At 41.5% G+C, this 21322-nt stretch carries 19 protein-coding genes; 17 read left to right on the top strand and 2 right to left on the bottom strand.

Annotation, left to right across the window (positions count from 1 at the left end):
• The first annotated feature begins 158 nt into the window (after positions 1-158).
• The 12 genes from yajC to ABIL39_00705 are packed head-to-tail and all read left to right on the top strand — an operon-like array spanning position 159 to position 11035.
• Positions 159-473 (top strand): preprotein translocase subunit YajC, encoded by a 315-nt coding sequence (yajC, locus tag ABIL39_00760; GenBank protein ID MEO0164654.1) that lies wholly within the window; start codon positions 159-161, stop codon positions 471-473.
• Positions 474-501: 28 nt separating this feature from the next.
• A complete protein-coding gene (gene def, locus ABIL39_00755) occupies positions 502-1029 on the top strand; it encodes a peptide deformylase (protein MEO0164653.1) in 528 nt (175 codons plus the stop codon).
• On the top strand, positions 1026-1946 hold the full coding sequence (gene fmt / locus ABIL39_00750; protein ID MEO0164652.1) for a methionyl-tRNA formyltransferase: 921 nt from the start codon (positions 1026-1028) through the stop codon (positions 1944-1946). Before def ends, fmt begins: the two co-directional genes overlap by 4 nt.
• The gene (gene rsmB, locus ABIL39_00745; protein ID MEO0164651.1) at positions 1943-3199 is read left to right on the top strand and encodes a 16S rRNA (cytosine(967)-C(5))-methyltransferase RsmB; all 1257 of its coding nucleotides are present in this window, start codon (positions 1943-1945) and stop codon (positions 3197-3199) included. The genes fmt and rsmB overlap by 4 nt, the downstream gene beginning before the upstream one ends.
• A gap of 41 nt (positions 3200-3240) precedes the next feature.
• Positions 3241-3648 (top strand): roadblock/LC7 domain-containing protein, encoded by a 408-nt coding sequence (locus ABIL39_00740; GenBank protein MEO0164650.1) that lies wholly within the window; start codon positions 3241-3243, stop codon positions 3646-3648.
• A complete protein-coding gene (locus ABIL39_00735; protein MEO0164649.1) occupies positions 3645-5534 on the top strand; it encodes a DnaA/Hda family protein in 1890 nt (629 codons plus the stop codon). Before ABIL39_00740 ends, ABIL39_00735 begins: the two co-directional genes overlap by 4 nt.
• The gene (locus ABIL39_00730) at positions 5535-7121 is read left to right on the top strand and encodes a tetratricopeptide repeat protein (GenBank protein MEO0164648.1); all 1587 of its coding nucleotides are present in this window, start codon (positions 5535-5537) and stop codon (positions 7119-7121) included.
• Positions 7111-7914: a protein-glutamate O-methyltransferase CheR gene (locus tag ABIL39_00725; GenBank protein MEO0164647.1), complete on the top strand. Its 804-nt coding sequence runs from the start codon at positions 7111-7113 to the stop codon at positions 7912-7914. The genes ABIL39_00730 and ABIL39_00725 overlap by 11 nt, the downstream gene beginning before the upstream one ends.
• Positions 7904-8365 carry a chemotaxis protein CheD gene (locus ABIL39_00720; protein ID MEO0164646.1) on the top strand — a complete coding sequence of 154 codons (462 nt, stop codon included), beginning with the start codon at positions 7904-7906 and terminating at the stop codon, positions 8363-8365. Before ABIL39_00725 ends, ABIL39_00720 begins: the two co-directional genes overlap by 11 nt.
• A 6-nt stretch (positions 8366-8371) precedes the next feature.
• On the top strand, positions 8372-9382 hold the full coding sequence (cheB, locus tag ABIL39_00715) for a chemotaxis-specific protein-glutamate methyltransferase CheB (protein MEO0164645.1): 1011 nt from the start codon (positions 8372-8374) through the stop codon (positions 9380-9382).
• Complete coding sequence (locus tag ABIL39_00710; protein MEO0164644.1) at positions 9379-10251, top strand: tetratricopeptide repeat protein; 873 nt, start codon at positions 9379-9381, stop codon at positions 10249-10251. Before cheB ends, ABIL39_00710 begins: the two co-directional genes overlap by 4 nt.
• The gene (locus ABIL39_00705; GenBank protein ID MEO0164643.1) at positions 10238-11035 is read left to right on the top strand and encodes an inositol monophosphatase family protein; all 798 of its coding nucleotides are present in this window, start codon (positions 10238-10240) and stop codon (positions 11033-11035) included. Before ABIL39_00710 ends, ABIL39_00705 begins: the two co-directional genes overlap by 14 nt.
• Here ABIL39_00705 and mtnA read toward each other — a convergent pair.
• Both mtnA and folD read right to left on the bottom strand, forming a co-directional pair.
• A complete protein-coding gene (gene mtnA, locus ABIL39_00700; protein ID MEO0164642.1) occupies positions 11021-12037 on the bottom strand; it encodes an S-methyl-5-thioribose-1-phosphate isomerase in 1017 nt (338 codons plus the stop codon). The genes ABIL39_00705 and mtnA overlap by 15 nt on opposite strands.
• On the bottom strand, positions 12038-12925 hold the full coding sequence (gene folD / locus ABIL39_00695) for a bifunctional methylenetetrahydrofolate dehydrogenase/methenyltetrahydrofolate cyclohydrolase FolD (GenBank protein ID MEO0164641.1): 888 nt from the start codon (positions 12923-12925) through the stop codon (positions 12038-12040). It abuts the gene before it with no gap.
• A gap of 460 nt (positions 12926-13385) precedes the next feature.
• Between folD and ABIL39_00690 the strand changes: the two genes are divergently transcribed.
• The 5 genes from ABIL39_00690 (at position 13386) to ABIL39_00670 (ending at position 21282) form a co-directional block, all read left to right on the top strand.
• Positions 13386-14708: a cyclic 2,3-diphosphoglycerate synthase gene (locus tag ABIL39_00690; GenBank protein ID MEO0164640.1), complete on the top strand. Its 1323-nt coding sequence runs from the start codon at positions 13386-13388 to the stop codon at positions 14706-14708.
• Between the two features lie 10 nt (positions 14709-14718).
• Complete coding sequence (ppdK, locus tag ABIL39_00685; GenBank protein MEO0164639.1) at positions 14719-17469, top strand: pyruvate, phosphate dikinase; 2751 nt, start codon at positions 14719-14721, stop codon at positions 17467-17469.
• A 295-nt stretch (positions 17470-17764) separates the two neighbouring features.
• A complete protein-coding gene (locus tag ABIL39_00680) occupies positions 17765-18484 on the top strand; it encodes a sugar transferase (protein ID MEO0164638.1) in 720 nt (239 codons plus the stop codon).
• 70 nt (positions 18485-18554) lie between these two features.
• On the top strand, positions 18555-20195 hold the full coding sequence (locus tag ABIL39_00675; GenBank protein MEO0164637.1) for a tetratricopeptide repeat protein: 1641 nt from the start codon (positions 18555-18557) through the stop codon (positions 20193-20195).
• Between the two features lie 166 nt (positions 20196-20361).
• Complete coding sequence (locus ABIL39_00670; GenBank protein ID MEO0164636.1) at positions 20362-21282, top strand: hypothetical protein; 921 nt, start codon at positions 20362-20364, stop codon at positions 21280-21282.
• The last annotated feature ends 40 nt before the right edge of the window (positions 21283-21322 follow it).

The following is a 21322-nucleotide window of genomic DNA, read 5'->3' as shown; positions in this document are numbered from 1 at the left end:
TTTCGGATAGAATATATCCAGGGGTGCCTATGTTTTCAAGTATTTGGGTAAGATATTTTATTTTGATTAAATAACCCCACTTCGGTAAGATTATTTTTGATTCAAATCGATTTATTGACTTCTGTCAAAAAGTGGATATAATTGGATAAAGGAGCAGAATGGAACTACTCTTTGGACAAACCGGAAATCAGGGTCAATCGAACCCATTGTTAAGCCTTTTACCGTTAATCCTTATCTTTATCGTATTTTACTTTCTACTGGTTCTGCCCCAGCAGAAAAGGCAGAAACAACATCAGCAATTACTAAATTCCTTGAAAAAAGGCGACCGGGTGATTACCTCGGCTGGTATTTACGGGACGATTGCCAATTTGAAGGATAATATCGTCAGTCTGGTAATTGCTGATGGAGTAAAGGTGGATATCGATAAGAACCATATAATCTCTAAAGTGGGTTCGGTGGAAAACGAAAAATAAGTGGCCAGTAAGTTGGTCGGGATTAGAAATGTTAAGTTCAAAAGTAAAAAAGAATGAGCAGCTGGATATTATAAAATATCCGAATCAAGTGCTTAGGGAAAAAGCCAAGCCCGTGGAAAAGATCACCCATGAGATATTCGAGCTCGCGGAAGGAATGATTAAGACGATGCTAAAAAATGATGGTGTGGGACTGGCAGCGAACCAAGTTGGTGCCCTCTGGCGCTTATTTGTGGTAAATCTCAAACCGTTTGAAGATACTCCTGAACCTGCGGTAATAATTAACCCTAAGATTCTCAAGAAGGAAGGAGTAATAGAGGAAGAAGAAGGATGTCTCAGTTTCCCTGGATTATATCTGCACATTCCCCGCGCGAAAAAATTGCTCCTTCATTACCAGAATCTCTTCAACGAAAGGGTAGTGATGGAGGCTGAAGGTTTTCTTGCCCGGGCAATCCAGCATGAGAGTGACCATTTAGATGGAATTCTTTTTATTGACTATACGAAAGAAGAGGAACAGGCAAAGGTGAAACAGTATTTGCAATCGTTGAGTCAATTATGAAGATAATCTTTTTTGGTTCTACCGATTTTTCCCAGCCGATTGCGCAAAAAATCCATGAGTCTTATGGACTGGCGGGTGTGGTTATAACCAAACCTAAACCTAAAGGCCGCGGCTTGACGGTCGAATTGCCATTGGTGGGTAAATGGGCAAATGAAAATAATATAATGCTTTTTGCACCCGATAACCCCAACGCTCCTGATTTTATCAAACAATTAACAGATATCGCACCCGATATTTTCGTGCTCTCTGCCTATGGCCACATCCTCAGCGGTGATTTGCTCAAAGTCCCCCGAGTTGGTGGCATCAATATTCATCCTTCACTTTTGCCCAAATACCGCGGGGCTGCGCCGATACAGAGGGCAATCATGGCTGGCGAACAAAAAACCGGCATTACGATTTTCTTTATGGACGAAAAGATTGACCACGGTAAGATCATCCTCCAACAAGAGGTGCCAATTGGTGAAAAGGAAACTTACGGAAGTCTAAGTCAGCGGCTCGCACAACTAGGAGGGGAACTCGCAATCCAGGCGCTACGTATGATTGAAAAAAATGAATATCAACCCATTGCGCAAAACGAAAACGAAGCTTCCTATGCTCCAAAGATCAAAAAGGAGGAGACATTTATCAACTGGTATGAGCCCAGCAAGAAAATATTCAATCTGGTACGTGCCCTTAATCCCTGTCCGGGTGCCCGAACCCATTTCCGGCAAATGGAATTGACCATTCTCGAGGTTGAACCTTGTGATGAAAAGATTGATCCGGGTGTGCTATACATCAGAAATAAAGAACTCTTAGTGGGTAGTGGTGATGGTGCACTGATTATTAGACTCTTAAAACCTGCAAATCGCAGGGTAATGTCTGGAAGTGACTTTATAAATGGTTATCGGATTAAAAACGGCGAGGCATTTAAAAGATGAATGCTCGGGAAGCAGCGCTTCAAGCTTTATGTGAGGTAGATCAGGGCACAAATTTAAAATTAGCCCTGGGGGTAATCTTTGAGCGCGATGAACTTTCTGAAGAAGATCGGGCGCTAGCCAATGAGATTGCCTTTGGGACCCTCCGCCATCAGGAAGAGATTGATCAGATAATCAAGGAGACATTCGTAGGGGATTTCAATGCTGCAGACCCGGTGCTGAAAAATATTCTTCGTCTTGCTGTGTATCAATATTTGTTCCTGGACCGTATCCCGGTATACGCAGTGGTCAATGAGGCAGTAAAATTGGGGCGCAGCCTTAAGGAGAAGGCGTTGATCAATGCTGTGCTCCGGGGTGTGATACGCAATAAAAAAGTACAATCGATGCGCGAACCGCAGGTATGGATTTTGCGCAAAATTCTTGAAGCCTATCCGGTTGAGGGGGAAAGGATTATTGAATCGTTTAAAGAGCGTCCCACCCCTTATATCCGCATCAATCGTTTGAAAGCTAACGCGGAGATTGTGGAGCAAAAACTTAAAGAAATGGGGATTGAATTTGGACCTGCAAATTGGCTGGAGGATTTTCGCAAGATAAGCCGTCTCGGTAATTTGATCAATAATGTTCTGCTCAAACAGGGCTTTATCTCGATCCATGATGAAGCCCAGGGGATGATATGTAGACTCGTAGACCCTAAACCTGGTGAGAGGATTGTGGATCTCTGTTCTGCACCCGGTAGTAAAGCAACCTATATGGCAGAGTTAATGAATAATCATGGTTTAATTGTCGCTGGGGAAGTAAGCAGCGCCCGGCTCCGGCTGGTGGTGGAAAACGCAGAGAGGTTGGGGCTGGGGATAATAAAATATCTGCTCGCCGATGGACGGCGTTATTGCTTAGAGAATTTTGATAAAGTTTTAGTTGATGCACCATGTACCAATTCGGGAGTTATTGCCAAAAGACCGGAGGTAAAAGAACGGGTAAACAAAAAAGTGCTTGCACGATTGACTAATTTACAGTATGGTCTACTGACCAATGCTGCAACCTTTTTGAGAGTTGGGGGCTCAATCGTCTATTCTACCTGCAGTATCCTCCCCCGAGAAAATGAAGAGATTATCGAACGCTTTCTAAACGAGAATAAAAATTTTGAATTAGAACCAGCAAAGGAGTTTGTTCCCAACGCCGATGTCTATCTCAAAATTTTACCTGGTTTTCATGGTACCGATGGCGTGTTCGCCGCGCGTTTGAAAAGAATTAAATAGTTCTGTATTGACTTTTTTTAAAAAATTTATTATAATTTTCTGTGAAAGGGAATCTGACGACCATTACGCTCACGGATGCACAGATCAAGAGTTTAGAGAAAATGCTTAAGGATTTTTATAACCAGACAAATGTAGTATGGGCGATAGTCATTACAAGTTCTGGACATCTTTTGGTTCAGCGTGGCTTCACGCGAACCTTCGATGTATTAACAATTGCCGCCCTTACCTGTAATATATTTAATTCTACCATGGAGCTGGCACATCTCATCGGGGAAAGAAACTTTTGTGAGTTACTCCAGGAAGGCAAACGGACGAGTATTTACTATGTGACGCTTGATGGTGATTATCTGCTTGTATCATTATTCGACGACCGCACACTACCTGGAGTGGTGAAAGTGGCGGCTGCTGAGTTTTCGAAGAATGTTAAAAGGATTTTGAAAACAGTATGATTAAAAAGAGTTTTAGTTTTGAAAATTTTTATGTTTACGAAGGTAACAGAGTTGCCTTGATGGCTGCGCGCAAGATCGTGGAGTTCCCTGGTGAGATTTTTAATCCCTTTTATTTGTATGCCTTGGGAAGTTACGGAAAGACTTACCTTTTATGGACTATTTATACCGAACTGAGCAAAAAAGAACCTGCCCTGATATTTACGCCCAAGGAGTTCGAAGACTATCTACAAAAGAATACTCAATTTGATTCAGCAATTTTTGTGGATGATGTCAATCGAGTAAGTGAAAAGTATCAGGATGCAATTTTAGCAATGATCGATGCGCTGATTGCAAAAAATAAACAAGTTTGTTTCAGTGGGAATGCACCGCCCCGGGAGTTGAAAAACCTCGGTCCCAAGATCGCTTCTCGACTTGAAGGAGGTCTTGTTTGTGATCTACAGGCACCCCGGGAGATTGCCCTGGTGGAATTTATCAAGAGAAAATCGGAGGAACGGGGAATAATTGTCCCTGATGAGATCGCCTTGGAACTCACCCAGCTTTCTGGAGGTTCATTCCGCACGATCGATGGTATGTTAAATCGGCTGGTGGCATATGCCTCGCTGGGTAATATCACCTTTGATTTAAACACCATTCGTTTAATCTTAAAAGAGTTTTATCCGCGTGGAATTTACAGTCCGGTCTCCTCACTGGTAGAAGAGTTGAAAAAGAGTGCCGATGAGGTGCTCACCCAGATAACAGAAATCAAAGATCCCCGCACTGAATATAAAGAAAAGATTTACATCTGGGAGATGAAAGGTTTTGATACCTCGGAATTGAAACCATTACTCGATGGGGATATAGAGAAACTGACCGAAGCTTACAACTCATTCATCAAAAAAGTGGAACGGTTGATTGAATTACAGAAAGAATTCGGTGCCCTTGATATCTCACAGTTTCCGGAAGAGGCTTTGAAGATTGAAAGCATGTTTTTTTCACCGAATAAGGTAGAAGAGATTGAACGATTATTAAATACCGTAAAAGAAAAACTTCAAGCCCCAATAAAAGGTCGGTTTGAAGGTTATATTATCAGTGCCTGTAATCAAAACGTTATTGAGCTGTATGAAAAGAGTATCCTTCCGGCTCTTGGGAAGGAATTCAATCCTTATATCATTTTTGGAAATTATAAAACCGGCAAGACTTTTCTTGCCCAGAAAATTGCTGAGGATTTAAAATTACGCGGTTTAAATCCGCTGATAGTTGATTTTGCTGAAGATGGTGAAAGATTTTCAGAAGTTGAGGGAAAATTTGATGTTTTATTGATTGATAACTTTCATAAAATTTTTAATTTAAACTCGGAGTTGCGTACCCAAATTGCCGGAAAAATTTTGGACTTAATAAAAAAAGAGAAGGGAATTTTTATCTTTTCGGAACCCCTGGAGGGGGCAGTGCTTAATGACGATGAAAAGCTTATCTTTGAATGTGGGGTGGAGGTTAGTTTAAAGGAACCGGATCTTCAAATGGTGGATAATTATCTCAAATCAAAACTTGCCCCGGAGGAATATGAAGCCATAAAAAATGAATCCCTGCCTCAATTTGAAAATTTTGCTGAAATAGATACATATATTGCCGATTTTAAAGCCCGAAGTCTACCTGGTGAAGAAAAGACAACCGAAGAAGGACTGGTGATGCTGGGATTGCCTGGGGAAGAAGAATTGGAGAAGGCTGAGGAAGTTAAAGAAATTGAACCAGCACTGGAAATAACCCATGCCATCGAACCCGGTATTGAACCATCCGCGCCAAGGGTTGAGATGCCTCTTAAAAAGTTCAAAGAAGAAAGGCTGATAATCCAGGAAATACCGGATGAACTCATTGAAGAGAATTATGTCACCAGTCAGAAGGAAAGATAAATGGCAATAAAAGGTTCATTGAGCGAAGCATCTCTTCCAGATGTGATTCAACTGCTGAGTTTTTCGTTGCGTTCAGGATGCCTTTCGTTAACCGATGGTAGGAATTTCGGGAATATTTTTATCAAAGATGGCAAAATAATATATGCGACATTGTTAAACAGAAAGGACCGATTAGGTGACTTACTGGTACGAAAACAGATTATTGATGAGGCAACACTAAAGTGGGCACTTGAGGAACAGAGAAAAACCAATAAGCGTATCGGTGAAATTTTGGTGGAAAAAGGTCACATAACCCGCGAGACCCTTGAACGTGAACTGGCCAATCAAATTGCCGAGACAATTTTTACAATGCTTACCTGGGAAACCGGTTATTTCAATTTTGAAGCTGATCTTTTGCCCGGAAACGAAGAATTCCTTGTGCAACTTTCACCCCAAGAATTACTCCTGGAAGGCGCACGGCGTATTGACGAATGGCGTAAGTTGGAAAAAAGATTGCCCCCGTTTGAATCTATTTTGGCAATTAAAAAGGACTACCACGAAGTACCTTTAACCGAAGAAGAGACCAGAATTCTCCAACTGGTCGACGGTAATCGGACACTTGATGAGATTTTAAAATTATCGGAATTTGACTTCTTTGAGACCTGTCGCACGATTTATGCCCTGCTTTCGGCAGGGATAGTTGAAAAGGTCGAAAGAACCGAACTCGTCAAAAAATCCGTAACCGATATTGCAGAATATCTGAATTTAGGTTTCGCATTTTTTAAGACGGGTATGTATGATGAGGCAGAACGTGAATTTCGGAGGGTCTTGGAAATCACACCGGAAAATATTGAGGCCCTGCTCTATCTCGGTTTGATTGAGTTAAAGAAGAATAATTTTTCTAAAGCCGAAGAATTTTTCAGAAAGGCGAATGAACTGGAGACAAATCCCACGATATTGAATAATCTCGGTTATCTTTACAACCGGCTTGCGCGTTTTGAAGAAGCCATAAATTGGTTAAGAAAAGCTGCAGAACTTGCACCTGATAATCCTCGGGTTGCTTGCAATTTGGGGATTGCCCTTTTTCATCAAGGCGATTGGGCTGAGGCTGAAAAAGTGTTGAAAACCCTCATTGAGAAAAAACCTGAATTTATAACACCCTATGTATATCTTGCCCTGATCTATATCAAACAAAACAATCTACCACAGGCGATTGATTTCCTCAAAGAGTGCATCAATAAATTCCCGCGCTTAGGAATTTTCAAAAATAATCTTGCGGTGGTTTATGAAAGCCTGGATTTAATGGAAGAAGCTGAACGTCTCTACCGCCAGGCACTAAGTGATGAACCTACAAATTCTCGCATTTGCCGGAATCTTGCGGAATTTTATTATGAATCACAGATACTCGGCGCGGCAAAGGAATTTTATGAACGAATACCGGAAGAAGAAAAAGACTGGGAAGTCTACTTTAAATTAGGTAACATCGCTTTACGCCTGGGGGATGGAGATAGTGCCCTGGGCTACTGGGAAAAGGCACGCAGTTTGAATCCTACCCATCCAATTATCAATCAGAATATTGAACTTTTGAAGAAGTCCCGTGGGACATAGTTTTCAAGACCTGATCAAACTGATTGAGGAAAAAACTGGATTTAAATGTCATAGTTATAAAGAGAGACCCCTTACCCGGCGCATCCGCGTCCGCATGCGCGCCCTGGGGTTAAGGGAGTTTTCTGAGTATTATGATTTTCTTAACAATAATCCTGGGGAGTTCAAAACATTGCTGGACACCATCACCATCAACCTTTCTTATTTCTTCCGGAACTTTGAGACATTTGAATATCTGAAAAATGATATTCTCCCTAGATTCAGCGATATTCCAAAAATAATCTTTTGGAGCGCAGGATGTGCCCAAGGAGAGGAGGCTTATTCCCTGGCGATAATCGCTGCCGAGATCGGTATCTTGGATAAAACGATAATCTATGCGACTGATATTGATGACGATGCTCTGAAAAAAGCCAAGGCAGGTATCTACCCGGATATTGCATTCCAGTATACTCCTACCAAATATCGTGAGAAGTATTTCATCAAATGTGCTGAAGGCTATCAGGTGAAGGATGAAATAAAAAGGAATGTGAACATTTTTCACCATGACCTTTTTGACTGTTTCCCTTATGAGAAGTGTGATTTAATCATGTGTCGGAATGTCTTGATTTATCTGAGCCGGGAGGCGCAATCCGAGTTGGTACGCCGTTTTAATGAGGCCTTAAAACCGGGTGGTTATCTGGTGATTGGTAAGGTGGAACTCCTTCTTGGTATTCCAGAGGCAAAATTTTTTAATATCATAAATCGTGCCGAACGTATTTATCAAAAAGTTTCAGGTGATGTCTCTTATGGCAGTTGAGTTACGTGTAGGCATCGGTGAGGTGAAGGTCGTAAGAGGGGATGCAATACTTTCTGCATACGGTGTGGGTTCCTGTGTGGTTTTGGTCTTTTATGAATATCAGACCCGCACCGGTGGTCTTGCCCATATCCTTTTACCCCATGGTGTCGATGGCAGTTTTAAACATCCCCGGGGAGCAATAGAAGAATTATTGAGAAGGTTTGCCGAACTGGGGGTAGAAAAAAGCAAGATTGTGGCAAAGATAGTCGGCGGGGCGACGATGTTTGGTGAGTTGCTTCAGAATTCCGTCGGACCACGTAATGTAAACGAAACTCGTGAAGAATTAAAAAGACACTCTATTCCGATCGTAGGTGAAGATGTACTGGGTAATTGGGGTAGGACAGTTTTTTTCAATGTGCAAACTGGTGAAGTCTTGATTAAATCCTATCGCTATGGTGAAAAGGTGATTTGAGTCGAGATGAAAAAGAAGGTATTGATTGTCGAAGATTCAGTCCTCATGCAGAGGGTGATCGGCGATATCGTCCAATCTTCGGGAGAATTTGAAGTTTGTGGATATGCCCGGGATGTGGATGAAGCGTGGGCAAAATTTAATAAATTGAAACCGGATGTGATAACCCTTGATTATGAATTGCCCGGGACGAATGGGTTGGTTTTCCTCCAGCGCGTTATGACAATAAACCCAAGACCGGTGCTCATGCTTTCCGCTCATACCCATCAGGGTGCCGAGATTACCATAAAATCATTAAACTTAGGTGCGGTAGATTTCTTCCCCAAGCCTTCGGGTCCAATCTCTATTGATCTTTATGATTTCAAAGAGGAATTGATTACGAAATTAAGATATGTCGCTAATGCAAATTTAAAACCGATTGTTTTTGAACCACCGGTTGTGCCTGGAATTAAGAAAGTGGATTATATTATCGGCATCGCTGCTTCTACAGGTGGAGTGAAGGCATTAAATTTTCTCCTTTCCGCGTTAAATCGGGAGTTGGGTTTTAAAATTATCATCGTTCAACATATGCCGAAATTTTTCACAGCGACTTTGGCTAATCATCTGAACGAAAGATCCGGACTGGACATAAAAGAAGCACGGGACCGCGATTCTATACTTCCTGGAACGGTGCTCATTGCACCAGGAGGTGCCCATATTAAAATCCATCCTTCGGGCAAAGTCGTTACTTTGAGTGACGAACCACCGCGCTATGGCTTGAAACCATGTGCCGATTACCTTTTTGAATCGATGGCTGAGGTTTTTAAACAGAAAGCATTGGGCATCGTTCTCACCGGTATGGGGCATGATGGAACAAAGGGGTTACTGAAGATTAAGCAAATGGGTGGAATAACAATTGTTCAGGAACCATCCGAAGCAACCATCGCCAGTATGCCCCAGTCGGCAATCGACGCCGGTGCTGCCGATCATGTTCTGCCGCTTCATTTAATCGTCAGGAAACTAACAGAACTCGCAACATGATTGAAGAGATCAAGAAAAAGATGGAAGAATTAAAGAAACTGGTCCGCGAGTATACGCCGGAAAAAGAAAAAACGATCAAGGAAATGATAAAAAGCATCTATATTGAGATTGCGGGGGGGATGAAATATTTAAATCAAGCGCAGAATGAATTACGCACCATTGCCCAGAGCATCCGCGACAAAAAACGGAGCCAGGTGGATATGAATCGTTTTTACTCTTTTATAAAAGCCCGTTCATCCCCGGAACTTGATTTGGCCACCCTTTTGGACCGTGCGTGGAATTTAATTGTGATGGAAGAATATGACGAGGCAATGGCTGTTTTAAAAAAGGCTCTGGATATTGACCCCAAAAATGTTCGCGCCTTGGGTCTGAGTGGTCTGGCGTTGATGAACAAAGAACTTTATGATGAAGCAATGCTATACTTCCAAAAAGTTTTACTTTTGGAACCTGAAAATCCGTTTGCCCTTAATAATCTTGGATTTATCTGTTATAAAAAAGGCATCTGGGGAGAGGCGATTGAGCATTTAAGTAAGGTTGCAAAACAAACCAAAGATCGGATGGCAAGGCTTTATGCAAATTTTTATCTGGGATTGGTCTACTATGAGAGAGGAATGATTGCGGACGCCATAAAGTTTTTTGAGGAGACTTTAAAAATTGGACCAAACCTTCAAGACGCCTACTATTACTTAGCCCTTGCAGAGTTAAAACGCTATGAGTTTCAAAGGGCAGTGGATTATTTTGAACGCTGTATTAAAATTGATAAAGATTCTAAATATGGCAAACTTGCAGCAGAGGAAGTGGTAAAAATCCGACCGCTCATTGAGCCGGAAAAGATTTTAAAGAAACAAATTAAAAATGGAACTGAATAAAATTTTAGACAAAATTGTTATGATTGTGACCGCTACCGGTGATCGCATTTACCGCCTTTCTCGCGCTAAAAAACAGATCGCTTATAAAGGGGTGGTCAACCTCGTAACCCAGTTTGATAAAATTTCCCAGCGTCAGATTGTAAAATTCCTAAAAAAGGAATTTCCTGACTACGGGATACTCAGCGAAGAAAATATTAGCTATCATACCCATGACAATATCAAATGGCTGGTTGACCCGCTTGACGGCACAACCAATTTTGCCCATAACCTGCCGATATGGGCGATCTCCATAGCTCTTGAGATTGAAGGTGAAATTGTATTGGGCGTAGTATATGATCCAACACGTAAGGAACTTTTCTCATCCATAAAGGGTAAAGGAGCATTTTTGAATGGGAAAAGAATTTCGGTTTCCAAAACCCGAAAACTTGACCACAGTCTTCTGGTCACGGGATTTCCTTACGATATCCGGGAGAGCAAAGAAAACAACCTGAATTACTTTGCTCGGTTTTGTCTTAAATCCCAGGCGGTGCGTCGTTTGGGTTCAGCGGCCCTTGATTTGTGTTATACTGCTTGCGGCCGTTTTGATGGATACTGGGAGATTAAACTGTCGCCTTGGGATCAGGCTGCGGGCTCTTTGATACTTAAAGAAGCCGGGGGTATGATTACTGATTTCAGGGGACGGCCATTCAGTATCTATGGTAAAGAGGTATTGGGATCAAATGGTTATATCCACACCCAGATGTTGGAGGTATTGAACGAAAAAAGACGGCTATGTCTCTTTTAAAAATTGCGCAAATTTCATCCCAAACGGCTCTCGCACAATACCTTTTTCCGTGATAAAACCGGTGATCAAATTATGGGGTGTCACATCAAAAGCCGGATTGCAGATTTTTGCTTCCGGGGCGACGACAGGTCGTTTATTAAAATATCGTATTTCCTCTGAAGGGCGGATTTCAATAGGTATTTCAGCACCGGACTTTATTTTGAAATCAAAACTTGAAATTGGAGCTGCAACATAAAAGGGTACCCGATAATAATTGGCAATAATCGCCAGTCCCCGGGTCCCAATTTTATTGGCGGTATCTCCATTTACTGCGATCCGATCCGCACCCACAAGGACTAAATCCATTTCGGGCATATAAGTGGCTGCCATATTATCACATATAGCATAAGTTTCAATGCCGTTTCTGGTCAATTCCCATGTTGTCAATCTCGCACCTTGCAAAAGGGGTCTCGTTTCACATGCATAGACTTTAAATTTTTTCCCCATTTTTTTAGCAGTGTATAAAATCCCAAGGGCTGTGCCTATACCACTCGTTGCCAGGGCTCCGGCATTGCAGTGGACCATTATTTTTGAATTATTCTTTATAAGCCGAGCCCCCCAACGACCTATTTTTAAACACGATTCTTTGTCTTCCCTTTCAATCTTACGGGCTTCGGCTAAAAGGAGTGGATATAGGTTATTTTTTTGGTGTTTTTTTATGCATTCAAGCATTCTTTCGATCGCCCAAGCGAGATTCACTGCCGTGGGTCGGGCAGACTTTAGATATTCGGCGGCAGTTATCAGCTTTTTGGTTTTATTGGCAGTAGCGGCAAGCACAATGCCGTATGCGGCAACGACACCGATAAGTGGTGCGCCCCTAACTTTTAACTGTTTTATTGCCTGGTAAACATCTTGAATCGTCTTTAAACATAAATAGACTTCTTTTTCAGGTAGGCGAGTTTGATCCAGGATGATTATCTGCTTTTTCCTCTCATCGTATTCGATTGTTTTAAAGGTGAGCATTTATTCTATACCCGCATGTCTTTTTGCAGCTAAAATTGTATTATAAAGCAGCATCGTTATCGTCATGGGACCAACTCCACCCGGCACCGGTGAGATGGCGCTTGCCTTTTTGCTCACTTCTTCAAAATCTACATCGCCTATTAAACGAAAGCCACTCTTCTTCGTCGGGTCGTCTATCCGGTTGACACCCACATCAATCACCACCGCTCCTTCTTTTACCATATCACCTGTGATCGTATGGGGTCTACCCGCAGCAACGATAAGGATATCCGCCTGTCGAGTATAATCCGCCATATTCTTCGTTCCAGTGTGACACATAGTAACCGTGGCATTGGCACCCGGTTTTTTCTGAACAAGCATCATTGCCAGCGGTTTGCCGACGATATTGCTTCTTCCCACAATCACTACATGCTTGCCCGCTATCTCAATTCCATTGCGAAGCAATAATTGTTGGATGCCGTGGGGTGTGCAGGGAAGAAAACAATCAGCACCGATCATCAATTTACCCACATTTACGGGATGAAATCCGTCAACATCTTTATCCGGATCGATTGCATATAAAACCTTTTCTTCTTTGATATGCTCTGGCAGGGGTAATTGAACTAAAATTCCATGGATCGCCGGATCGTTGTTAAGCTGATCGATCAGTTTCAAAAGGTCTGCTTCCTTATAATCAGCAGGGAATTTATACTCTCGGGACATAATCCCAACTTCTGCACAAGCTTTTTCTTTTCCCTTGACATATGAGATTGAAGCCGGATTATCCCCGACGAGGATTACAGCCAGTCCAGGAGTAATGTTATATTTTGTCTTTAATAAAGCAATTTCCTGCTTCATCTCTTCGCGCATCTTTTCCGCAAGTTCGGTGCCACTTAAAATCCTTGCCATTCTTACTCCTATCTATCAAGCTTGGACAACGATTATATCCCAAAAAAAGACAAAGTCAATAATGTGGTTTAACTAAATCCAATGCAGTTATCCATACCCCAAGGTTAAAATCTCTCCTGAGGTTTTAAACATCCCCTGGATTATTCAATAGAGTCAGGTATATTTAAACTCCTGCACTATTCCAAACAGATTTTTCTTATTCTCAATTCTTTTAACGCGGCTTTATTAAACTCTGCCTAATTCCCTTGACCAAGCCCTTTACCCAGGAGGATTACCTAATTAGTTGCATCACTAAAGCGCCGCAAATAAATATTGACTTTTTCCCGGTTTTGGATATACTTTTAGGTTCCTTGTGTTTACGATTTAAATGCCCTTCCAATCCAATTTTTCCTTAGAGGGCAGCTCAAATCCATTAATTAATAATAATGGATTGAAAGTCGATAACTTTAAGGAGGTTTTGATGAGAAGAGTGCTGATCATGGGTGCGGCTGGCAGGGATTTTCATAATTTTAATGTCTTTTTCCGAAATAATCGAGACTATAAGGTGGTTTGTTTTACGGCAACTCAAATTCCTAATATTGAAGGGAGAAAATATCCTGCAGAATTGGCAGGACCTTACTATCCCACGGGTATTCCTATATACCCGGAAAAAGAACTCACTAATTTGATAAAAAAATATAATATTGATGTCGTGGTATTTTCATATTCGGACATTTCGCACGAATATGTGATGCATAAAGCATCTGAATCACTGGCGGCTGGTGCTGATTTCTGGCTCTTGGGACCCAAATCTTCAATTCTGAAGTCATGTCGCAAGGTTATTGCAATATGTGCGGTTAGGACAGGCGCTGGTAAAAGCCAGACTACAAGAAGGGTTTGTGAAATATTGAATAAATATAAAATCAAATTTTCGGTGGTGCGTCATCCCATGCCTTATGGAGATCTATTAAAGCAGGAGGTTCAATGTTTCTCCCGTATGGAAGACCTGGATAAATATAACTGCACAATTGAGGAAAGAGAAGAATATGAGCCGCATATCCGGAGAGGCAATACCGTATTTGCAGGGGTTGATTATTATAAAATCCTCAAATCTGCCGAAAAAATTTCCGATGTCATTGTCTGGGATGGTGGAAATAATGATTTTCCTTTCTTTGAACCGGATCTTCATATCGTCGTCGTTGACCCATTGCGATTGGGAAATGAGATGACCTATCATCCTGGAGAAACAAATTTACGGATGGCGGATATTGTGATTATTAATAAAATAGATTCAGCTCCCCCAAAAAATGTTGAAAAATTGAAGGAAAATATAAAAATGTTAAATAAAAAGGCTAAGATAATTGAAGCCTATTCTCCGATCGTCGTTGATAATCCGGAATTGATTAGAAATAAGCGAGTCTTGGTGATTGAGGATGGACCTACTCTTACCCATGGAGAGATGAGTTTTGGTGCAGGATTTATTGCTGCTAAAGAATATAAAGCAAAAGAGATTATTGACCCGAAAAAATATACAATTGGCTCTATCAAAAAGGCATACGAAAAGTACCCTCATATCGGAAGATTGATCCCGGCGCTCGGTTACTCTAAATTGCAAATGGAGGAGCTCAACAGGAGTATCAACCGAACTCCTGCGGATGTGGTGATCATCGGCACGCCGGTTGACTTGCGAAAGTTTTTAAAGATAAATAAGCCTGCCGTTAAAGTCAGTTATGAATTGAAAGAAAGGAATAGCAATTTACTTGAAAAAGAGATTAAAAGATTATTAGAAATTGAAGATAATTGAAAGGAGCACAATGAAAAAATTAGTCTACAATTTTGGTGGTAAAAAAGCTGATGGTTCGGCGAAAGATAAAAATCTGCTCGGAGGTAAGGGTGCAAATTTAGCTGAGATGACAAATCTTGGAATCCGGGTACCTCCTGGTTTTACAATAACTACCGAGGTTTGTAATTATTATTACAGGAACAAAGGGCGCTTGCCTAAAGAATTGAAGAAAGAAGTAGAAAAAGCGCTGAAAAGAGTGGAAGAAATCATGGGCAGAAAATTTGGGGATCCGGACAATCCCTTGCTTCTTTCGGTCCGTTCTGGTGCACGAGCTTCAATGCCCGGGATGATGGAGACGGTATTGAATATCGGTCTGACAGAAAAGACCCTACCAGGGTTGATAAAACAGAGCGGCGGCAATGAGCGATTTGCTTATGATTCTTATCGACGTTTGATAATGATGTATTCAGATGTGGTGATGGAAAAGGCAGCGGGTATTGAACCTAAGGATGAAGATTCTGGAATCCGCAGACAACTTGAGGCTCTTATGGAAAAAATGAAAGAAAAAAAGGGGTATAAGAGTGATACCGATCTTACTGCTGATGATTTGAAAGAATTATGCAGACAATTTAAAGAAAAAGTTAAAGAAGTTTTGGGGAAGGAATTTCCTGATGACCACAATGAACAACTCTGGGGAGGGATAAAGGCAGTTTTTGCGTCCTGGAATGGTAAAAGGGCTGTTGCGTATCGAAGGATTGAAGGTATCCCTGATGACTGGGGAACCGCTTGCAATGTCCAGGCAATGGTCTTTGGCAACATGGGAGAGGATTCGGCAACCGGGGTAGGGTTCACCCGGAATCCAGGCAATGGAGAGAATCAGTTTTATGGTGAATATTTGATTAATGCTCAGGGAGAAGATGTGGTAGCTGGAATACGCACCCCGGCACCAGTGAATGAGTATTCAAAGAGTGAACATAACAAAGATCTTATTTCTCTTGAAAAAGCGATGCCCGAAGTCTACAAAGAGTTATACCAGTACCAGAAAAAACTGGAACGTCATTATCGGGATATGCTCGACATTGAATTTACGATTGAAAAAGGTGTTCTTTATATGCTCCAGTGTCGCGTAGGGAAGCGAAATGGACCGGCGGCTGTAAGGATCGCAATGGATATGTTGAAAGAAGGCTTGATTTCAAAGGAAGAGGCTGTGATGAGGGTTACTCCGGCGCAGCTTGATGAACTATTGCATCCGATGGTTGATCCGAAAGCCGAGATGAACGCAAAGGTACTCGCAAAAGGATTGCCCGCGGGTCCTGGAGGAGCAACTGGTCAAATTGTGTTTACTTCTAAAGATGCAGTAGAATGGACCAAACAAGGCAAGAAAGTAATTTTAGTGCGCGAAGAAACCAATCCTGAGGATGTTGATGGAATGCGCGCAGCCCAAGCAATTCTGACTGCCCGTGGTGGTATGACATCCCATGCAGCATTGGTTGCCCGTGGGTGGGGCAAATGTTGTATCGTAGGCTGTGGAGCGTTACAGATCGACTATGAAGAAAAAGTGCTCCGAGTTAACGGCAAGGTATTTAAGGAAGGTGATTGGTTAACCCTCAATGGTACCAAGGGGAATGTCTATGAAGGAAAACTTCCCATGCTCGCGTCTGCTGAAGAGAATGTGCTACTCCAGGAATTTTTGAAAATCTGTGATTCTGTAAAACGGCTTGGGATAAGGGCTAATGCAGACACTCCCGCCGACGCCACGCGGGCAAGGAAGTTTGGTGCCAAAGGGATCGGTTTGATGCGCACCGAGCATATGTTTTATGGAAAAGGTTCTGATGAACCACTCTTCATCCTGCGGAAGATGATTGTTTCAAAGACTGAAGAGGAAAGACGCAAGGCGTTGGATGAATTGTTTCCCTATGTAAAAAAGGATGTCAAGGGTGTGCTGGAGGCGATGGATGGCTATCCAGTGGTAATCAGATTGCTTGATCCACCCCTCCATGAATTTGTTCCCAATGAGCCAGAAAAAAGAGAAAAACTCGCTGCAGAATTGGGGATTACAATTGAGGAATTGAACGAAAGGGCAGACAGTCTCCACGAGTCAAATCCAATGATGGGGCATCGAGGGGTGAGACTGGGTATTACCTATCCAGAGGTAAGCGAGATGCAGGTGAGGGCGATATTCGAAGCGGCCGCGGAATTGATTAAAGAAGGTAAAAATCCTTATCCGGAAATCATGGTGCCGGTGGTGAGCGATGTCAATGAACTAAAACATCAGGCGGAGATAGTGGAACGGGTATATAAAGAAGTTTTGCAAAAATTTGGTTTAAAAAAGATAAAGCACATGTACGGTACGATGATTGAAATTCCCCGTGCCTGTATAGTGGCTGATGAGATTGCCCGGGTTGCTCAATTTTTCTCTTATGGAACGAACGATTTAACTCAAATGGGATTTGGCTTTTCTCGTGATGATATTGGTAGCTTTTTACCCGATTATCTGAATAAAAAAATCCTGCCTAAAGACCCATTCCAGTCGATTGATATTCGTGGAATTGGCGAACTTATCAAGATTGGAATTGAGCGTGGTCGAAAAGTGAGGCCGAATCTGGAGGTAGGAATTTGCGGTGAACATGGGGGAGATCCGAATTCTATTTACTTCTGCCATCAGGTGGGAATGGATTATGTTTCCTGTTCTCCGTTTCGTGTGCCGATTGCCCGGCTTGCAGCGGCCCAAGCAAATGTAATGTTTAAAACAAAAAAGGGTAAACGGAGTAAGAAGAGATAAAGGCCTCTTGATATTTTAAAATTTCCCAAATTTCATTGAGCACGCCTTTGCGAAAGGCGATATTTCGCTATTTTTCACTTTTTGATTAAGTAGCTGAAGTTTCGTTAAATTGTTGCTTTCATGCTTTGGAATGACTATAGGGTTCATAGCCACGCCTTTCTAATTAACTCTATCTAAGATTGCTCGTGTTTGATTCAAATCGCCCTGTTGACAGAATTAAATATTTTGATATAATTATCCACAGTTCTTATACTCTACCCCCCGATCTTTGATTCAAAAAGGAGGTTAAATACAAATGCATATGGAAGTGAGATCGGATATGCTTTTGTCTGTTAAACCTTTGGAAGCAATCGAAGAGAATGCAACCATAAGAGAACCAAGGGCGAAAAGAATTTTTGATGTTATCTTAAGCAGTTTGGGTTTGTTGTTTTCATCATGGCTATGGGCTTTGATCTGGATAGGGATTTGGTGCGAAGATGGTTCACCGGTTTGCATCCGGCAATTCCGGGTGGGTAAAAATGGCCGACTTTTTAAAGTGATAAAATTCCGTTCCATGCGCCGGAATTCTTTAAATGAAAAAATAAACATTCAGGCAAGCTCGAATGATCCAAGGGTTACGCGGATGGGCAGGTTTCTGCGTAAAACTGCCTTAGATGAACTACCCCAATTATTGAATATTCTCCTTGGTGATATGAGTTTTGTTGGTCCCCGGGCTTTGCTGCCTGCCGAAGTAGAACAGAATGATTGTTATCTTCATGTTTGGAAAATCCCTGGATACCACAAAAGAATAATGGTACGGCCGGGACTTACGGGAATTGCCCAGATATTCACTCCCCGGGATTTACCTCGTCGGCATAAATTTAAATATGACTTACTTTATATTCGTAAGATGAGTTTTTGGCTGGACTTGAAATTGATTTTTATCTCTTTCCTCATAACCTTCAAAGGCACCTGGGAGCGCAAGCGTAATAAACTAAATTTTCTAAAGGCATCGAAATGGAGCTTGACAGAATAGCAATTATGGATATAATCTATCATAACCTTGGAGTGTTTATGAGGGTCATGTTTTTAAAAAAGGGGGAACTATGTTAATCATTTGTTTAATCCTTTCCCAGTTATGTCGCACATCCGGGTATCTCGATATCCCTACTGTACCACAGTATGATATTCGGGGTATGTGGGGCATAACCACAATGTTTTCATTTCCGATGTATACCGAAGATCCCAACCCTAATGACAGTATCTATGTTGACCCAAAAGATTTCGCCATGGCTTTCAAATATGGCTTAGGTAAAGGTGAGGTGGCATTATCAATGTTCACTCCCACTACCTGGGTCGCGAGTGTAAGTTATTTGTTGAAAGAAGGGAAAGAGAGTGGAACTTACTGGTTCTGTGGGGTTGATGATATATCATATGCTAAACACATTTCCACACTCGGTGCTGGCGGAAATGATGGTTCAATAGAAGAGATAAGTTATCACAAATATGCCAACGGCCGGCCTTGGGAACTTTTCTCTGCATATGTTGCCATGCAAAAATATTTCGGGAATATTGCGAACATCGTTGTGGGGCTGGGACGGGGCAGGTTTGTCGGGTATGGGTGGCGAAGTCATATTTTCAATACTGACTTTTTGGTATTGGGTGACGATTACGACACCAAAGACCATTCCTGGTGGGCGTTCGGTCTTTTTGCCGGTGGAGCTTTAAAATTTCCTTTCGGACTCGAAATGTCAGTAGAAATGGATGGCCGTGATGCGAATTTGGGAGTAAAATATCATTTCCCAGTTGTAACTGCTACAGTAGCACTTTGTAAAGTAGAATATTTAGGTCACTTCCGTCCTTGGTCTCCTCGATGGACATTTGGGCTTGAAGGTAATAACCGTACTGCTGTATCAGCACCTAAGGTCGGTTCAATTGAGTGTGTTATTCAGGATCAAACCAATAAACAACTTTTGCCTAATTGCATCGTGGACATAAAAGAAATCAACAAACGGTATCGGGCACCTGCAGGAACATTCAGTTTGAGTTTACCAGCAGGAAATTATACCATAACCGTCACGACACCTAATTATGTTGATTACATGGCAAAAATAACGGTTAAGCCTGGGGTGAAGAGCAAACTTATCTTCAATATGAAAAAGACCGAGGAAGCGATTCAACGAGAAATTGCCGCAATGGAACGGGAAAGGAGCATCAAAACCTATCTCTCTCAGGGGAAGATATATTTTTCTGAAGGTAATTTAAAAGAAGCAGAAAAGGCCTTTGCGATGGTGATATCTTTAGACCCGGACAATGCTGAAGCCAAAGATTATTTAAAGAACATTGAAACAAGGCGTACGGAACTTATCAATGCTTATTTAACTGAAGCAAGAAATCGTGAAAAGGCGAATGATTTGGCAAAGGCTATTGAATTTTATCAGAAAGTTTTGGAACTTGACCCCCAGAATTCAGAATCGAGTGCGGCTATAAACCGATTGAAAACGAAACTAGGGCAGGAGAAGAAACCTCCCACAACAACAAAGCCGAAAGAACCCGCTAAGCAGGTAACGGCTGAGGAAATTGAAGCACTTTATAAAAAGGGGGTTAGTCTATTCTCAGCAAACAATTACGATGAAGCTTTAAAGGTGTTTAATCAGGTATTGGCACTCGATCCTAATCACAAAGGTGCCAAAGATTATAAGAAGAGGACCGAGGCAAGGTTAAAGGTGCTAAAAGGGGGTGAATAAATCCTTTTTAGATAAATTTTTAAATCTAAGATTTGCCGCGAAAAGCCCGCCAGAAAAAGGCGGGCTTTTCGCTGATTGACATTTTTAAATTTTTGCATAAAATCATAAGTGATCTGCGATTATGTTCAATGAATGTTTCGTTTTTTTCCATAAAAAGGAGTGATTGATGGCTTGGTCGGGTAAGACGCATCTTGATAATCTGGAAGAGATTTTAATGAATCTCCAGTGGCTTATTCAGCCTGATACTGTGATAACAGAATTGCCTTTTGATCTTGATTTTTTAAAAAGACCGGATGTGGAAATTTTCGCCGAATGGTGCCCAAAGGCAGTGAGCAAACAAGAACTTGAGGAAGGAAGGTACACAATAAATAAATATTTGGTAAAGTTTTTTATTGACCGCACCTATCCCCAGCTATCAGAGGTTGGGCGAAAAGAGAAAATTGAGAAGATTCTTGATGATATCCACAAACTTCTAAAAAAACCCAAATACGAGCCGATTTACTTGAATACCGAGAATATTGAAAAAATTCTTGAAGAGACAAATAATAAACCTGGGGAGACCCACGTCGATAAAACCAAAAGAAGGATTAAGGTAGCAGTATCTTTACGTTGGCTTCAACACAAAAGTCTTTTCAGTCGGCTGAGTGAACAAACGAAAGAGTATATAAGGCAGGTGGGGGACCTTTACGGACTTTTGAACAAAAATCAACATATTGATACCACCAAATTGCATAATTATACAATTCCCCAGCAGGATCTATCAATCCTTATCGATGACTATGAAACAAAGGTGGAGTTAGCTCTTCTTACCACTGATCAGGAGATAAAAAAAGCAAAAGAACGCATCGGTGGGATAAATTATAATGGGTTGGGAATAGTTAGAGAACCCTTGAATAGAATCCGCAAATTTGTTGAAAAAAAATCAGCTTTCGAGTATGATGAACTTGAACGCTTCAAGGATTCAATATTTATAACAATAATCCTCAACTATATCAAAGATCCTTATATTCAAAAGACTCAGGATGCCAAGAGCGTTATTAATCTGGTCGTGCCGGTGTATGTGAAATTCAAAAATTTTGATGTATAAAGTTTCATAAATATTGACTTTTTATAAATTTTTGATTATA

It is taken from the genome of candidate division WOR-3 bacterium (genome assembly GCA_039802205.1).
GTDB lineage: Bacteria > Hydrothermota > Tepidihabitantia > SM23-42 > JAOAFX01 > JAOAFX01.
Note: the sequence above shows the minus strand (reverse complement) of the source record. Positions and strands in the feature narration are given on the sequence as shown.

Excerpts from the sequence above, each read along its gene's own strand:
- yajC (MEO0164654.1), top strand. The coding sequence starts at position 159 with ATGGAACTACTCTTTGGACAAACCGGAAATCAGGGTCAATCGAACCCA.
- def (MEO0164653.1), top strand. The coding sequence starts at position 502 with ATGTTAAGTTCAAAAGTAAAAAAGAATGAGCAGCTGGATATTATAAAA.
- fmt (MEO0164652.1), top strand. The coding sequence starts at position 1,026 with ATGAAGATAATCTTTTTTGGTTCTACCGATTTTTCCCAGCCGATTGCG.
- rsmB (MEO0164651.1), top strand. The coding sequence starts at position 1,943 with ATGAATGCTCGGGAAGCAGCGCTTCAAGCTTTATGTGAGGTAGATCAG.
- ABIL39_00735 (MEO0164649.1), top strand. The coding sequence starts at position 3,645 with ATGATTAAAAAGAGTTTTAGTTTTGAAAATTTTTATGTTTACGAAGGT.
- ABIL39_00730 (MEO0164648.1), top strand. The coding sequence starts at position 5,535 with ATGGCAATAAAAGGTTCATTGAGCGAAGCATCTCTTCCAGATGTGATT.
- ABIL39_00720 (MEO0164646.1), top strand. The coding sequence starts at position 7,904 with ATGGCAGTTGAGTTACGTGTAGGCATCGGTGAGGTGAAGGTCGTAAGA.
- cheB (MEO0164645.1), top strand. The coding sequence starts at position 8,372 with ATGAAAAAGAAGGTATTGATTGTCGAAGATTCAGTCCTCATGCAGAGG.
- ABIL39_00710 (MEO0164644.1), top strand. The coding sequence starts at position 9,379 with ATGATTGAAGAGATCAAGAAAAAGATGGAAGAATTAAAGAAACTGGTC.
- ABIL39_00705 (MEO0164643.1), top strand. The coding sequence starts at position 10,238 with ATGGAACTGAATAAAATTTTAGACAAAATTGTTATGATTGTGACCGCT.
- mtnA (MEO0164642.1), bottom strand. The coding sequence starts at position 12,037 with ATGCTCACCTTTAAAACAATCGAATACGATGAGAGGAAAAAGCAGATA.
- folD (MEO0164641.1), bottom strand. The coding sequence starts at position 12,925 with ATGGCAAGGATTTTAAGTGGCACCGAACTTGCGGAAAAGATGCGCGAA.
- ABIL39_00690 (MEO0164640.1), top strand. The coding sequence starts at position 13,386 with ATGAGAAGAGTGCTGATCATGGGTGCGGCTGGCAGGGATTTTCATAAT.
- ppdK (MEO0164639.1), top strand. The coding sequence starts at position 14,719 with ATGAAAAAATTAGTCTACAATTTTGGTGGTAAAAAAGCTGATGGTTCG.
- ABIL39_00680 (MEO0164638.1), top strand. The coding sequence starts at position 17,765 with ATGCATATGGAAGTGAGATCGGATATGCTTTTGTCTGTTAAACCTTTG.
- ABIL39_00675 (MEO0164637.1), top strand. The coding sequence starts at position 18,555 with ATGTTAATCATTTGTTTAATCCTTTCCCAGTTATGTCGCACATCCGGG.
- ABIL39_00670 (MEO0164636.1), top strand. The coding sequence starts at position 20,362 with ATGGCTTGGTCGGGTAAGACGCATCTTGATAATCTGGAAGAGATTTTA.